Origin of the sequence: Phaeobacter sp. CECT 5382 (assembly GCF_001457775.1) — a bacterium.
Taxonomy (GTDB): domain Bacteria; phylum Pseudomonadota; class Alphaproteobacteria; order Rhodobacterales; family Rhodobacteraceae; genus Pseudophaeobacter.
In genome coordinates, this window is record NZ_CYSG01000013.1 from 12,970 (window position 1) to 27,814 (window position 14,845).

The 14,845-nt window shown below is 58.6% G+C and carries 16 protein-coding genes; 5 read left to right on the plus strand and 11 right to left on the minus strand.

Translation table 11 applies throughout. The features are described 5' to 3' along the window. Positions 1-15 precede the first annotated feature (15 nt). From PH5382_RS13845 to PH5382_RS13865, 5 genes are read right to left on the minus strand one after another with little or no spacing between them, the layout of a single operon-like run. Positions 16-834 (minus strand): glutathione S-transferase family protein, encoded by an 819-nt coding sequence (locus PH5382_RS13845; protein ID WP_231751881.1) that lies wholly within the window; start codon positions 832-834, stop codon positions 16-18. Further along, entirely contained in the window at positions 831-2,270 is a 1,440-nt protein-coding gene (locus PH5382_RS13850; RefSeq protein ID WP_058334993.1) for an aldehyde dehydrogenase family protein, read from the minus strand. The genes PH5382_RS13845 and PH5382_RS13850 overlap by 4 nt, the downstream gene beginning before the upstream one ends. 20 nt (positions 2,271-2,290) lie before the next feature. Then, on the minus strand, positions 2,291-3,652 hold the full coding sequence (locus PH5382_RS13855; protein ID WP_058334994.1) for a TRAP transporter large permease: 1,362 nt from the start codon (positions 3,650-3,652) through the stop codon (positions 2,291-2,293). Beyond that, positions 3,649-4,188, minus strand: a complete 540-nt coding sequence (locus tag PH5382_RS13860; protein ID WP_058334995.1) for a TRAP transporter small permease — start codon at positions 4,186-4,188, stop codon at positions 3,649-3,651. The genes PH5382_RS13855 and PH5382_RS13860 overlap by 4 nt, the downstream gene beginning before the upstream one ends. Before the next feature lie 51 nt (positions 4,189-4,239). Beyond that, complete coding sequence (locus tag PH5382_RS13865; RefSeq protein WP_058334996.1) at positions 4,240-5,250, minus strand: TRAP transporter substrate-binding protein; 1,011 nt, start codon at positions 5,248-5,250, stop codon at positions 4,240-4,242. A 205-nt stretch (positions 5,251-5,455) separates the two neighbouring features. Between PH5382_RS13865 and PH5382_RS13870 the strand changes: the two genes are divergently transcribed. Continuing rightward, positions 5,456-6,199, plus strand: a complete 744-nt coding sequence (locus PH5382_RS13870) for a GntR family transcriptional regulator (protein WP_058334997.1) — start codon at positions 5,456-5,458, stop codon at positions 6,197-6,199. Between the two features lie 36 nt (positions 6,200-6,235). After that, positions 6,236-7,438 (plus strand): OsmC family protein, encoded by a 1,203-nt coding sequence (locus PH5382_RS13875; protein WP_058334998.1) that lies wholly within the window; start codon positions 6,236-6,238, stop codon positions 7,436-7,438. A gap of 42 nt (positions 7,439-7,480) precedes the next feature. Here PH5382_RS13875 and PH5382_RS13880 read toward each other — a convergent pair whose 3' ends face one another. From PH5382_RS13880 to PH5382_RS13900, 5 genes are all read right to left on the minus strand, one after another. Beyond that, positions 7,481-8,080, minus strand: coding sequence for a protein-methionine-sulfoxide reductase heme-binding subunit MsrQ (locus tag PH5382_RS13880; RefSeq protein WP_058334999.1), 600 nt, complete (start codon positions 8,078-8,080; stop codon positions 7,481-7,483). A gap of 83 nt (positions 8,081-8,163) precedes the next feature. Then, positions 8,164-9,009 carry an SDR family oxidoreductase gene (locus PH5382_RS13885; RefSeq protein WP_058335000.1) on the minus strand — a complete coding sequence of 282 codons (846 nt, stop codon included), beginning with the start codon at positions 9,007-9,009 and terminating at the stop codon, positions 8,164-8,166. Between the two features lie 71 nt (positions 9,010-9,080). Further along, positions 9,081-9,572, minus strand: a complete 492-nt coding sequence (locus PH5382_RS13890) for a nuclear transport factor 2 family protein (protein WP_231751882.1) — start codon at positions 9,570-9,572, stop codon at positions 9,081-9,083. A 49-nt stretch (positions 9,573-9,621) separates the two neighbouring features. Next, positions 9,622-10,464, minus strand: a complete 843-nt coding sequence (locus tag PH5382_RS13895) for a nuclear transport factor 2 family protein (protein ID WP_082645677.1) — start codon at positions 10,462-10,464, stop codon at positions 9,622-9,624. 104 nt (positions 10,465-10,568) lie between these two features. Beyond that, positions 10,569-10,865: a DUF2218 domain-containing protein gene (locus tag PH5382_RS13900; RefSeq protein WP_058335001.1), complete on the minus strand. Its 297-nt coding sequence runs from the start codon at positions 10,863-10,865 to the stop codon at positions 10,569-10,571. A 96-nt stretch (positions 10,866-10,961) separates the two neighbouring features. Here PH5382_RS13900 and PH5382_RS13905 point away from each other — a divergent pair, with 96 nt between their 5' ends. From PH5382_RS13905 to PH5382_RS13915, 3 genes are all read left to right on the plus strand, one after another. After that, positions 10,962-11,870: a LysR family transcriptional regulator gene (locus PH5382_RS13905; RefSeq protein WP_058335002.1), complete on the plus strand. Its 909-nt coding sequence runs from the start codon at positions 10,962-10,964 to the stop codon at positions 11,868-11,870. A 310-nt stretch (positions 11,871-12,180) separates the two neighbouring features. After that, positions 12,181-13,497, plus strand: coding sequence for a plasmid recombination protein (locus PH5382_RS13910; protein WP_058335003.1), 1,317 nt, complete (start codon positions 12,181-12,183; stop codon positions 13,495-13,497). Between the two features lie 138 nt (positions 13,498-13,635). Continuing rightward, positions 13,636-14,052, plus strand: coding sequence for a hypothetical protein (locus PH5382_RS13915; RefSeq protein WP_156414917.1), 417 nt, complete (start codon positions 13,636-13,638; stop codon positions 14,050-14,052). A 270-nt stretch (positions 14,053-14,322) separates the two neighbouring features. Here the strand turns inward: PH5382_RS13915 and PH5382_RS13920 are convergent, their stop codons facing one another. Then, positions 14,323-14,802, minus strand: coding sequence for a hypothetical protein (locus PH5382_RS13920; RefSeq protein ID WP_058335005.1), 480 nt, complete (start codon positions 14,800-14,802; stop codon positions 14,323-14,325). Positions 14,803-14,845: the final 43 nt, after the last annotated feature.

The following is a 14,845-nucleotide window of genomic DNA, read 5'->3' on the forward strand; positions in this document are numbered from 1 at the left end:
AGCTTGAGGCCTTGTTCAAATTTCGATTTCAAGGATCTTTGCGACCTCGGGCCAGCTCTTGGCGCCGTTGTTTCGCAGATCGTTTGTCAGGTCTTCGGGCACCCAGTCGATCAGGCACCGTTGGAAATTCGGGCGTGCCCCAATCCGTGCGAACCATTTTTCGACATTGGGCATCCTTTCGCCCTCCCACAACCCACGCATAGACATCATGGCAAGGCGATTGACGTAGGGCGTCATGGCGATATCGGCGATCGAAAACCTGTTGCCAACCAGCCAGTCATTGCCGTCCAGCGCGTCCTCCATCTTGTGCAGATAGCTATCATAGAGCCGGACCTTATCCGCAGCCCCCGGAGCATCGAAACCGTAGCGGACGTAGCTGTCCTTGAGATCCTTCCAGTTCGACGTGACCGAGGCCTTGGGGGTGGACGCGAGGAACGTCTTCACGCCGTCTTCACCAAGATTTTTCAGCACCGTGTGACGGTGCGAACAGACAAAGGTGACCGCGCCGCAGGCCGGGTGCAGGTCCTCGTCCACGGCTTTGGTCCAATAGCGCGCTTGCGCCCTTTCCCACGGGTCGGTGGGGTGGACGGATGTCTCGGGTGCAATCTGGTCGAGGTATTCGATGATCACCGTGCTGTCGGGAATGACGGTGGTGTCATGCATCAGCGTCGGCACGACGCCCTTGGCGTTCAGCTTAAGGTATTCAGGCGTGAACTGCTCACCCTTGAGGATGTCGATATAGACTCCATCCCAAGGCAGCCCCTTTTCATCCATCGCGAACCGTACCTTGGCGGCGCAGACAGAGGACCCGTGGTGATAAAGTGTGAATGTCATAGCTGCACCGTGACCCATTTCAGTTCTGTCATCGCTTCCATGTCGGCATCCGTACCTTCGCGGCCCACGCCGGATTCGCCATTGCCGCCAAAGGGCACATGCGCCTCGTCATGGATGGTGGGGCCGTTGATGTGGCACATGCCGGCGCCGATGTTGCGGGCGAAATGGAAGGCGCGGTCGATGTCTTTGGTAAAGATCGCAGACGACAGACCGTATTCGGTGTCGTTGGCCTTTTCCAAACCTTCTTCATAGCTGTCGACGGGATAAATTGCAGTGACCGGTCCAAAGGTCTCGGTCCTGCAAAGTGTCATTTCTTCGGTCACGCCGGTCAAAAGTGTCGGTTGGCACCGATTGCCTTCCCATTCGCCGCCCGCAGTGACAGTCGCCCCCTTGGCGACTGCATCGGCGATATGATCCTTCACTCTTTGGCGTTGTCTATCCGAGATGATCGGCGCAATCACGGTATTCGGGTCGCGCAGGTTGCCCATACTGACCTTGCTTGCGATCATGGCAAACCGGTTGACGAACGCCTCGTAGATCGGGCGTTCGACGTAAAACCGGCTGGAGCCGATGCAGGCCTGCCCACCGAACATGAAGATCGACCGCGCCGCCAGCGGTACCGCCTTGTCCAGATCCGCATCGGCAAGGATCAGGGTGGGGCTTTTCCCGCCCAGTTCCAGCGTGTTGGGTGTCTTGTTGCGGGCGCAGATCTCGGCGATGTGTTGGCCGACCACCGTTGACCCCGTGAAAGTCACGAAATCCACATCCTCGTGGCCAGTCAGAGCATCACCGATCTCTGCCCCGTAACCTGTAACCACATTGTAGGCCCCCTTGGGGAAGCCAGCCTCTGCCACGATCTGGGCAAACAATACCGTCAGATGCGGTGCCATCTCTGACGGCAGATGCACGACGGTGTTGCCAACGGCCAATGCGTTGGCGACAAGGCGCGTCGTTTTGATCAGCGGCACGTTGAAAGGCGTGATGACCGCAACCACGCCCAGCGGTTCCCGTACCGACATGGAAAATGTGCCGGGCCGGTCCGAAGGAAAGGTTTCCCCCCGCACGTTACGACACATGCCAGCGGCCGCGCGCACCATGGTCAGACCCTTGTCAAATTCGAACATCGCCTTCTGGATGGGCGAACCAATCTCGTCGATCAGGCAATCCAACAGCTCCTGCTTACGGTCTTCCATGATCTCGGCCACGCGGAGCAGCCAGCGCTCGCGCTCTTTTGGCAGGGTGTCGCGAAAGTTGACAAATGCGGATTTCGCGGCGGCAACGGCGCGGTTCATGTCCTCTGCGCTGCCCCGCGCCGCACGGGCATAGGGGCTATCGTCCAGCGGGTTGAGCACCTCGAAGGTCTCACAGGCTGCGGCGTCTGCCCAATCTCCGCCGATGAAATGCTGCAATGATTTGATGTCTGTCTTGGTGTCCATTTCGAGTGTCCTGTGTTTTGCTATCCGCCAACGATCGTCTGCGGCAGGAAAAGCGCGATCTGAGGGAAGAGGATGAGAAGACCGATCATCGCCGCCATTGCGAACCAGAAAGGCCAGATCCCACGAAAGATCGTGCTCATCGGTACATCGGGCGCGATGGATTTCACGATGAAAACATTGATGCCGACCGGCGGGCTGATCATGCCCATTTCAAGCACGATCACGATGATGATCCCGAACCAGATCAGGTCCCAGTCAAGGCCGATGGCGATGGGGATCACGACCGGAATGGTCAGCACCAGCATCGCCATGCTTTCCAGGAACATGCCGAGAAACATATAGGCAAGGATGATGACCAGCAGCACGCCGACGTCCCCAATCGGCAGCGAGGTCAGAAGTATGACCAGATCCGCAGGCAGTTCGGTCAGCGACATGAAGGGGATAAAAACGAAGGCCCCGATGATGATCAGAAACACCGTTGCCGTGGCGTTCATGGTTTGCAGGATCACCGTCCGCGCTGCGCTGAGCGTCAGAGACCGGCGCCAGATGGCGATCAGCAGCGTGAAGAACGCGCCCACCGACGAAGCCTCTACCGGGGTGAAAAACCCGGTGTACATGCCTCCGATAGTGACCAGGACAACACCAAGGATTGGTGCGGCGCGCCCGAGGGAGGCCATGCGTTCGGCCCGGCCAGAGCGTTCGCCGCGCGGCCCGGCTTCTGGGTTGCGTGACACAACGATGTATATCGCACCGATGAACAGCAGCGTCAGGATGATGCCCGGAAAGACGCCCGCCATGAACAGCCGCCCGATGCTCTGCTCGGTCAGGACGGCGTAGATGATCATGCCACCCGACGGCGGGATCAGAAACCCAAGCGTGCCGCCCGCAGCGACCGCCCCCGTGGCAAGGCTGTCGGAATACTTGTACCGCTTCATTTCCGGCAGGGCGACGCGGCCCATGGTGACGGCAGAGGCGAGCGAAGATCCGGACAGAGCCGCGAAGCCCGCACAGGCCGCAATGGTGGCCGAGGCCAGCCCGCCGCGCAGATGCCCCATCCAGCGGTAGGCCGCGTTGAACAGATCATTCGACATGCCCGATACTCCGGCAAGGTTTCCCATAAGCACAAACATCGGGATCACGAGCAGATTGAAATTCGATGCGGCCTCGAAGGTTTCCCCGGCAAGGTTGGAATAGGCGATCTTCCACCCGCGCGCCCATGCCTGGTCCGCGCCCATGCCTACGTTGATGAACTTGTTGGCATTGGCAATGATGGTGCCGACGAAACCAACCCCCAGCATCGACAGGGCAACGGGCATCCTCAGAGCCAGAAGGACGAAGAGAGTGAGCAAGCCCAAAAGGCCAAGGACGGTCATGTCAATCATTGCAAGTCACCGTCGATCCGCAGCAGCGAGACCGCGCGACCGCTCATCAGTCGAACAATGTCCAGCACCAGCACCACGGCATAAAGGGCGATCGAAATCGCCAGCATGTAATAGAATGGCTGGTACGAGATCAGCAGTTGCTGTGTCGTCTCGCCAAACCGTTCGGCGCTGTCGCCCGCATGCCAAAGCTGCTGCGCCATGACGACCAGCAGCGCGAGGCCAAGCAGTTTGACGAAGATCATCGACCAGCGGGCAAAACCCTGCGACATGGCGCTTTCCAATACCTCGATCTCGATATGTGCACCGCTTCGTGCGCCAAACGGAATCGCCAGCGCGACGACCGCAACCAGCGACAGCACCAGTAGATCCTCGGCGCCGACGATGGGGTTGTTCAGCGCCTTGCGCATGATCAGCACGTTCCAGACCGAAAACAGTGTCATAAAGGCCAGCGTCAGTCCGCCGCCGATCAATGCGACCCAGGACAGGACTGCATCCAAAAGCCCGGTCACGCCGGGGGGCCTGTGGTTGAATATCATTGGATTCCCCTCTCTGAGGTGGCTCGGGGCCATGCGGCCCCGACGCCGGTCTTAGCGGTTGATGGCGTTGTAAATCGCTTCTGCATTGTCGATGCCGCGATCAGCGTAGTCGGCAAAGATCATCTTCAGGCCTTTGGTCACCGCTGCGTCCATCTTGGCGCGCTCTTCGGCAGATACCTCGACCAGTTCGTAATTCTTGCCGGTGGTGTCCCGCATCATAGACAGCGACTTTTCGTCCGCCCCGTCAAAGCCTTCTGCCAGCTTGAAGGACGCCGCTTCGCCAGCCAATTCATCGATGATGGAACGGTGTTCGTCGCTCAACCCTTCGTAGCGTTCGCGGTTCATCACGACAAAAATAACGGCGTGTTGCACCGGGACGTTGGTCACGAAATGCGAGGCGACATCCCAGAAATTCCACGGCGGCGTCATGTTGTTGTAGGTGGAATAGGCCCCGTCAACAGTGCCGGTTGACAGGCCGGTATACATCTCTGTCACCGGCATTTGTACCGGCACGCCCCCCATTGCCTCGATGATCGGAGTGGTCAGCGCGGCATAGGGGACCACTTTGGCCCCTTGCAGACCGTCCATGGTCGACACGTCACGGGTGGCGGCAATTCCGATTCCGGCGGCGGTGGTCAGGGCGATCACCTTTACGTCTTCGTATTCGTCTGCAAGGTGTTCATCGAAAACGGCCAGCAGCCGTTCCGTCGCCTCGTGCGAGGTTTCGGCCTTGCCCGGCGGGATCATCAACATGGTCTTGGGGAAAAGCGCTGGCGTATAGGCCGAGACGCCGAATGTTATGTCAGCCACGCCTTCGACGGCACGCTTGTATTGCTGAACAGGACCGGCACCCAGTTGACCCGCTGGGTATAGCTTCATTGTCAGATCTCCGCCCGAGCGTTTCTCAAGTTCCTCCCCGAACCATTTGAACATTACCGTGTTCGAATGGTGCTGCGGTGGCACAAAGGTCGCAACAGATAGCTCCTCTGCGCTGGCGGTTTGTGTAGAAATGGCAAGCCCGGCAGCAAGTGCCAAGGCGGAAGTAAAGCGTGCAAAAGTCATAGTGTCCTCCCTTGATGGATTTACGATGCGACGGTGCATTTGGGATCCCAACCTCGAAACAGCACCACCCACCGCGACCGATTCTCGTCGTGTCATCGGTAGGAAACACTCTTTTGGGATCCCAAATCAAGCAAATTCTGCAATTTTTTGGATCTCAATACTATAACGCCTTGACTTTGGGATCCCAAGTGGAGTGAATGCGTTCATGGATTCAATTGATACAGAACTCGCCGCGCGCATTCGGAACGACATCATCACCGGCACCTATGCCGAGGACGAACGCCTGTCCGAGGCGCAGCTTTGCAAAACACACAACGTCTCACGCACGCCAGTGCGGCTGGCCCTGCGTCTGCTTGAGCGCGAGGGCCTTATCCGAAGGAACGAAGGACGCGGGTATATCGTTCATAGTCCGAGCGTTGACGACATTCTTCAGGCCGTACAGGTTCGGGGACACCTCGAAAGCCTTGCAGCACGCCTGATGGCACAGGCGTCCGATCGTGCCGATCACCTGCCCGACATGGCCCAGGCCATCGAAACAATCGACGCGCTGATCGAGACTGGCAGCGTCAATGACGAGATGATCCGCAAGATGCAGGCGGCAAACCGTCAGTTCCACAGCACCATATTGAAAGCCTGCGGCAACAACTACGTCGGCTACACGTGCGAACAGATCAGTCATCTGCCCATGCTGGCAGTCGGCTCGATGGTCTTCGACCGCGCGGTGTTCGAGACCCCTGAACAGCTCGAACGTGGGTTGTTTCGCCTGCGGTTGGGCAACGCTCAACACAAGGTACTCTATGAGGCCATTGAGAAGGGTGATGCGGTGCGTGCCGAAGGAATGATGCGAGAACATTCGCATACCATGATCGAGTACATCCGAATTTTCGAAAAGCGCGACGCAAATCTGACCGTCGCCGATCTGATCGCCTTTTCCGGGGGCGCGCACTGATCGCCCCGTCATCATCATCCACAAGGAGGACACCCCATGCCACAGGGGCCAAATATTCTTGCCGAAAGCGGTAAGCCGCTTTTCTTCGAATTGCTCAACGCCGCGGACGTGGGCATCGTCCCGCCCGAGACCCGCATGGGGGACAGCCTGCGCACATGGGTGCGGTCCCTGTCGGTCTTCCAAAAAGAGGCACTGGTGGCGTCGTCCAGAACCGGCAAGGTCTGGCGGCTGGCATCTGATGAAGGCCCGTATCTGGACGGGCACGATGAAGCGCCTTGCCCATTGGCCTTCCTCAGCGCCGGGATGGTCGCCAGCTACATGAACGAGATCACCGCGCTGGCGAAGCAGCAGGGCGTTACGATCCGCAAGCTGAAGCTGACGCAAGACAATTATTACACCATGTCGGGTTCCATGCCGAAACGCACCATGGTGGGCGGCGCGCTGCCTGTGGAACTGCTGGTCGAGATCGATTGCGATCTGGACGATGCGGCTCTGAACCAGTTTCTCATGAATGCAGTCCACGCCTCACCGTTGAACGGATTGATGCGGGGGCACCTTGAAAGCCTTTTCTCCCTGTCCAAAAACGGGGTCGAACTGGAACCGGACAAAGCGCTACGCATCAAAGGGCCGGTGTACCCCGATCCCGGCGATCATTTTTCAAAAGCGCGCCCCGTTTCGGACCCCGCGATTGAGCGACTGTCCTGGCCCGAAGGGATCACTCCCAAAAAGCCAGTCACCGGCGGAACAGCGACCGCGGGATCATCATTGGCAAACGAGCAGAACAGGACGCTGAACATCGGCGCGACATGTACCCTGCGTGAGGACGGAATGAAGGAGATCGTCCAACTGCAGTATTCTCCACATGGGACTTCGTTCAATTTCATCTCGGAAGAGGCGCCGGAAAACGGAGGGCAAGGCCGCGCGCCGGATGCCAACACCTATATCAGCGCCGGGATCGGATTTTGCTTCATGACGCAGTTCGGGCGGTTCGTGAAGATGCTCAATCTTGATCTGAATGATTACCGGATTGTTCAAGACAGTCATTTTTCCCTCGGGGGAGCCTCGGGCGGAACCGGCGAGGCCGGTAAGGCGGATCCGCTTGAAACCCATGTCTACCTAGAGACAGGTGAGAGCGACGATGTCGCGCGCGAAATGCTGGATATATCGGAGCAAACCTGTTTCCTGCATGCTTTTTGCAAGACAGATCTGAAGACAAAACTGAAAGTCCAGCGCGTCTGAATAATCACGGGCGGCCCACGAGGGTCGCCCGGTCACTTTCGGTCACGTCGGTTGCACAGGCTTTGGGCGCAGGTACCAATACCAGACGCGGTAGGCCTCCAGCAGCCCGAGCGGGACAAAATGAACAAGCGCCGGGCCAAGCCCACCCCAGTCATGCAGTGCCGCCCAGTGCAGCAGCGTCAGAACCGCCGCGGCATAGGTCATGCGTTGAAGTGTCTTCCAGTTGCGGCCCATCTTCCGCACGAAGTAGTCCGACGAAGTGATAGCCAGCGGCACAAAGATCAGGAAGGCGACCCAACCGGTCCAGATGTAGAGTTTCGGCAGGTCCGCCATGACCTTCTGCACCGTGCCCAGGTCGATCAGGTACAACACCGTATGCGCCAGCGCGTAAAAGAAGGCGGCAACGCCAAAATAGCGGCGGTTCTTTTTCAGCCAACGCGGCCCACGCCAACCCCTGAAAACCAGCGCCAGTGGTGACGCCAGCATGGCAATGATCATGAACCGCGCGCCGAATTCACCGGTGGGATGCAGAGCAGCGTGAATGGCATCTGCATCGGTAGCGTTGTGAATGCCTGCAAAGACTCCAATGCCGGGCAGCGCCAATAGCGCCCACAGCCAATAGGGAGAGAGTCGTGGCAACATGTCGGTCACCTTTCGTAACGTTTACAGCAAAGAGATCCGGGTAGTTAGTTGTTGTACGCCGAGACGCAGTCTTTCCGTCGCGATCAGGCACCAAGCGACGTGAAATAATCCTCCCAGGATTGATGCGGGCGTCCGACAACTGTCTCGAAATCACCGGGACGGTCATAGACACCTTGCCGGATGCCTTCATAGATCCCACCGATGATCGGGCCGAGGAAGTCACCAAGCTCGGCGCTGCGGTCGGCGACGAAGGCTTCGGGCGTCATTTCGCGGTAGTTCAGGTCGGTGCCGAAGGTCTGGTTCATGTATGCGACCAGTTCTGACTGAGTGATCGACGTACCATTCAGATCAAACGTTCTTCCGTTCAGGTCGTCACGCGTCAGCAGGGTGGCATAGGCATGGGCCAGCTCCGACCTTGTGGTGTAGCCGCATTTGCCGTTACCGGCGCTATTGGCGATCTCGCCGCGTGCCTTATAGCTGTCGATATATTCGATATCGGGTTCGATATAGATGCCGTTGCGCCCGATGGCCCAGTCAAGACCGCTGGCCTTGATATCCTCTTCGGTCTGGCGATTGCTCTGCACCACGGGGGAAAAGCCTGTGCCCTCCTCGGGGCCGATGATGCTGGTATAGACCAGTTTTTGCACCCCCGCCGCACGGGCAGCATTGATCACGTTACGGTGCTGCTGGATGCGATCCTCGGGCGCCGCCATGCCGGAGACGATCAGCAGTGCGTCGACCCCGGCCAGCGAGGTCTGCAACTGCTCCGGTTGGTCATAATCGCCCGGGCGCACCTCGATGCCAAGGTCGGTGACCTTGCTGGGCCTGCGGGCCAGCCCGATGACGGGCGTGCCGTCCGGCAGGGCGATGAGTTTTTTGGCGATTGCGCGGCCAAGATGGCCCGAGACGGCGGTGACGGCATAGGTCATGGTCTGTCCTTTATCTGAAATGCGGGTGGACGGAGCCGCGGGATAGCGCGGCTCCGCCAAGGGTGGGCAGGTCAGCCGTGGTAGGCTTGGCTGACGGCAAAGCTGTCCTCGAACCAATGCCACAGGATCACCTTGCCATCTTTGACCTTGGCGCGCAGGGCAAAGGTGAATGGGCCGGTTTCCTTTCCGGAATGCGGGGTGATGCCGTTCATCTTGCCGAAGACGGCGACCGTATCGCCCGAGCCAAATGCATCGGTATTTTCCCATGCGGTGGTCTGGAAATTCTCGGAGAACGTGCCGAGAAAGGCGAAGACGTTTTCCTTGCCTTCCGCGCCGCCGATCCACGGCAGGGTGGCGTCGCCTTCGTTGTGCCAGACCATGTCATCGGCCATCAGCCTGCCCATGGTCTCCATGTCACCCGATCCCATCGCGCCCATGAAGGCCATGACGGTGTCAAAGCTGGCTTTTGTCTGTTCGTCCATTGTCTGTGCTCCTGCATGTTGTCCAACGATGATCGCGAGCGTCGCGCCCAGCGAGGTTTTCAGTAGGGTTCTGCGGTTCATGTCTTGCTCCGTGCTGGCACCCAGAACTGGCCCGGGTGCCGGGTTGCGATCAGAATTTGCCGGCTTCGTTATGCGGGGCATCGGGGGTGGGCATCGGCGCGATGACGTCCCAATGCTCGACGATCAGCCCGTCTTCGAGACGGAAGAGGTCGTAGAAGGCGGTCGGCTCACCCCCCAAAGCCCCTTCGGACAGGGTCAGCACAAAGTTTCCCTCGCCGATCACCTGGTGGATCTCGGTGTAATCCATGGTAATGCCTTGGCTGGCCATCTCGGCCATGAAGGCGCCGAAGCCTTCCAAACCGTCGGCCACCATCGGGTTATGCTGCGCGTAGTTGGCGGGGTTGATGTATTTGGTGTAATCGAGCTGTTCGTGCTCGATCAGCGCCTTGGTGATGAACTCTTCGACCTTGGCCTTGTTCGCCTCGGTCTTGTCCAGGTCGGAAATCGCGGTCGCGCCGTCGATCTGGGTGCGGCCTGAGGGGTTCGCGGGCTGCTCGGGGATCAGGTTGTCCCAGTGCTCGGCGATCTTGCCGTCCTCGACGCGGAACACGTCGAACGCGATCATCGGCGTTTCGCCAAAGCCCTCATAGCGGGCATGCACGGCGACGAGGTTATCATCCGCGATGACGCGCACATACTCGGCCTTGAAGCTGTCATTACCGGCGAGAAAGCCGATGACGCCTTTCTGCGCCGCGATGCCGTTGGCGAACAACTCGTTGTGCTGGATGATATCCTCGGCGAAATACTGATCGACCGCCGACACGTCGCCCGCCAGCAGAGTGTTTTCCAGTGCTTCGAGAACGAAGGCTTTGGTGTCTGCACTGTCGGCTTGCGCCGCAAATGGCAGGGTCGCGACGATTGCCGCCGATGCAAAGAGTTGGGTGAGTTTCATTGTGGTCTCCTCGGGTGTGTTCTGGACATGCCCTCTCTGGTCGCGCTCCGGGATGGGGCGCGTTCGGACATGTCCTGGGGTGAAAGGGTGTTAGCGGGCGGTCCTCAGGCCTTGGCGCCCTCGGTGAAGGTCCATGTCAGCTCGGGATTTTCGCGAAAGGCAAAGCGGTCGAGGTGGCTGGAAATGACGTCGATGATCCTGTCCAGCGTGGGACGGTCGCTGGCCGTGGCGGTCAGGCCCAGCCCCGTGGCATCCGCGCGCAGTTCGCACCGGCCGAAGGGCAGTTCGATGCGGCCTGCGCCGGGCTCCTGGGTGACCGGAACCTTGTGGCCGAAATGCTTGCAGAGGGTGCCCAGATAGCGTGGGGCGTTTTCGGTGGTGAAGAATGTGCTGGCCTTCATGGTGTCGTTCCTTCGTGTTGCAAAATACATCTATCCCCGCCGCATTGATCCGGGTATCCACCCTTTGCGGAAGTCATAATTCGGGCAGGCGGAACAATGATCGAGCATCTGCGCCACATGGCGATCTTTGCGCGGGTCGTCGACGAGGGGTCGTTCCGGGCGGCGGCCAAGGCCATCGGTCTGGCCCCGTCGCGTGTGAGCGAGACCCTGTCAGAGCTTGAGGCGTTCCTTGGCGTGACGCTGCTGTATCGAACGACACGCAAGATCGCACTGACCAACGAAGGGCGCATGTTTTATGCCCGCGTGGCGGAGATGCTGCGCAGCGCCGAAAACGGCTTGAACGAACTCAACGCCCTGTCGCTGGAACCGGTGGGCGCGCTGCGCGTGTCGATGCCGGCCTTCATGTCCTCATCTTCGCTGGCCACGGCCATGGCCGAATTCGTCCGGCGGCACCCGCAGGTCGCGCTTTCGGTCTGTTTCACCGACGGGCGCACGGATCTGCTGGAGGATGGGTATGACGTGAACATCCGGGCCGGGTGGCTGGACGACAGTTCGATGATGTCGCGCAAGCTGGGCGAAAGCCCCCGGGCGCTGGTGGTGGGGGCAGACTACGCCGCGACGCGCCCGCGACCCGCGCATCCGTCACGGATGGAGGATTGGGACTGGATCCGCTACCGGCATCGCTCCGAATACACCAAAATGGTTGGCCCTGACGGTACGGAGGTAAAAATCCTCGGTCAGACCCGTCTGGAGGTCGACAGCGTCGACGCGCTCTATCACTTCACCTGTCAGAATCTCGGCGCGACGGTCCTGCCCGAACACCTCGCCGCCCGGGGCGAGGCCGCGGGCGAACTGGTGCGCCTGTTCCCGGACTGGCGGTTGCTCCCGCTGGGCATCTTCGCCGTCTGGCCGGACACCTCCCGCCGCGAGAGCCTGACGCTGTTGTTTGTGCGCTTTGTCGCGGAATGGCAGGTAGGCATGGTGCCCCAATCAACGGGCAATTGATTGCCCGAGTGATCAAACCCGCATCGACATTGCGCATCCAATACGAGGTGTATGGATGAAACGGCATCAGCGTTTACCTCGTTCCTGACCAGATCTTGCGTCCTCGCATTGGAAGTTTGCCGAACATTCCAGACCTTCACACAAAATGCAGCGAACTTCAGCTTCCCGCCGAATCCACCTGCGTTTGACCGGCCCATGTCAGTCCATCTCTGAGGTGATTTCTTTCACCTGAAAGCTTCGACGTGTCCAAATTATGGTCTCGAAAACCGCATAACCATTTTTTCGTCTCCACCACCAAGGAGATGATAAAATGGATGGTTCACACTTCGAAACACGCTACCCGGTTGTCCTGTGCTTTGAGGGCATCGGGCCTGAACACCTCGCAGGCTATGAGAAACACCGCAAGCGGGTCGGCGGTGACATCGGCCACATTCTTGAACATCCGCCAGCGCCAAATCGCTTGCTGATCGGAGGCGAGGACTGGGCTGCCAATGCCTTGGCGGAGATCGCAGCTATTAAGGCGCAGAACTTTGCGGCAGAACTGGAAGCCCTGGAGCAGCGCAAGCGCAAAAAAGACATTCAGAAACGCTTGGCAGAAGGGCCGCACAACCCCTGGCGGCCAACGCGGCACGGGCCGATGCGCGAGATGATCTTGACGGTCAACAAGGCGTGGTTCGATGCTGACCCCGCAGCTGTATTTGGCGAAGGCGTCGAGCACAATCAACGGATTGCGGATTTTGAAGAGCGGTCCATCGCCTGGCTGAAGGATGCATTTGGCGATGATGTCATCCACGCCCGCGCAGACCTTGATGAAGAGGCCTACCACATTCACGCTGTGATCATGCCGCGCGTGCAGGTTGAGATGACACGAACGGACAAAAAGACCGGCGAGAAAAAAGTCATCGCCACCCGGCTGATGCTGCAGCCTTCCAAGTTTGATGTGATCGAAGATTATGAGCACGCCCAAGATAGCGTTGGCGAATGGTTCTCCGAGATAGGTCTTGACCGTGGGGAACGGCGTAAGGCGGCATACCGCGAGGCCATCGCCAAGGGCGAGACACCGCCTCCAAAGCGGATGCACAGTAAAACACGCGACTGGCGGCGCAAGAAGGACCTTGAGCTGGCCAAGCGTGAGCGTGACCTTGAGACCCGCTCGGCCGTCGTCGAAGAGAAAGCGGCGGAGGCAGAGACCATCATTGAAATCACCGAGGCAGTGGCGCAGGGCGCGGTCGATCCTGTTGCGCAAACCGCTGAGGGGGCGTTGGCTCCGGTCAAAGGGCGTGAGCAGGACGAAGTGTTCTTGCGGGCGCAGCGACATGCGCAACGTTCACCCAAAGGGGCATCGCGCATTGCAAAGGCGTTCCGCTGCGGATGGGGCGCGATGTTCGAGACGGCGCGCAAAGAAGCGCTTGCGCGGGTCAATGCAGACTTCCGCGCCGCCAATAAGACGCTTGAAGAGGTGAGGGGGCTATTGGCCAAGATTGGCGGGACTTTGGGAGCCGATCTGTCGGGCAATATCAGCAAGCTTCCAGACCTGGCCCGACGCCTGAAAATGACGATTTCGGCAGGAAATCTTTCACATGAAAGATCCACGGAGAGCCGACGGACAGTGCGGAAAAAATATTGACAATACAGAGGGTTGATCCGAACACAGCTGATTTTCTCGGAGAAAAACGATTACCCGCAGAAAATCGTTTTTATCTAATTGTTACGCCGCCGGGCAACCCCGCCCCAAGGTGAAAACACCAAACCAAAGGACCCTAAAATGAGCAAACGTATGTTCCGCAAGCCCGTCAAATCTACCCGTAAGAACCGCGCTGCGGCTCCGATGACCCCGGCGCTCCAAGCTGCCGTGTTCCAGGTCGCGAATGTCGCGGCGAATATGTCCAGAAAGGACGAGGCCACACAACAGGCCGCCCGCAAGGCGATCGCCGAGACGATCGAAGATTGGATCGGGTTTTTGGCCGAGGACCAGCCCGAAGTCGTTGAGGTTTTTTACTACGAGGTCTGCATGCTGGCGACCGCCGGCAATCGCCGCCGCATCGCAAAACACAGCCCTATGCCTGAGGGCGTCTTCGAGCGGGTTGAAGATGATCTGCGCGAGCAGAAGGAAGAAGCAAAACGCGAGGCTGAACAGCAGAAAGGCACTGAAGACGATACCAAAGAGCTGGTCTCGGAATAAGTCTCAGCCACCGATAGTCAGAAAAGTTCGCCAAAGTCCAACTCCACCTCCCGCAACCAAAAAATATAACAATATCAAATGCATAGAGCCCCAAGGGGCGCATTGTGCGTTTTGGGAACCAATTCCGTGGAAGCACTGTGGAAGCATTTGGAGGCAGCTCGCGTTGTGGTAACCCTGCCACATGGGGAAATAGTCGGATCAAGGGACGATCCTCGCTTTGCGGCCATCCGCCAAATTTTCAGAGAGCTTTAGCTCCTCTAGAGCTGCCGTTCAGGGGGCCTCAAACACTGGCCCCTCGAACCATTCATGCTGAACCAGCCCCAATTCAGCTTCTGGTCCTGTCGACAATCGCAGGAACAATCCGTTTCGGTATCGCAACTGCCAACATAGCGCACGAAGCTTAGCGTGGTCATGTTCATCACCGATGGGATTGGTGGATTTCTTCACCTCGATGACCAGGAGGTTGCGAAGGTTATGTCCTCGTTCATGCACTATGATGTCTGGAAGAACTCGACCGGTCGTCAATACGCCGTTCTCATCTGGCATTTCGATGTCCTTCGGCTCCAGGCCTAGGCCCTTGCGATTGTATTCAATGTCCACGCTATATAGAGGGAACATTGGGGCCATAAGCATTGCCAGTCGCCCGCATATTGCTTGCTCACCGATGTCTTGAGCTAGGATCTGCCCATCTTGATTGTAAAGCTCTTGCAAGCATTTTCTCACTATTTCATCGAGCTGATCACGGTTCAAATCTGTGTTTCCTGTGAATGCTTGTAAGGTGTTTGGGGGGAGA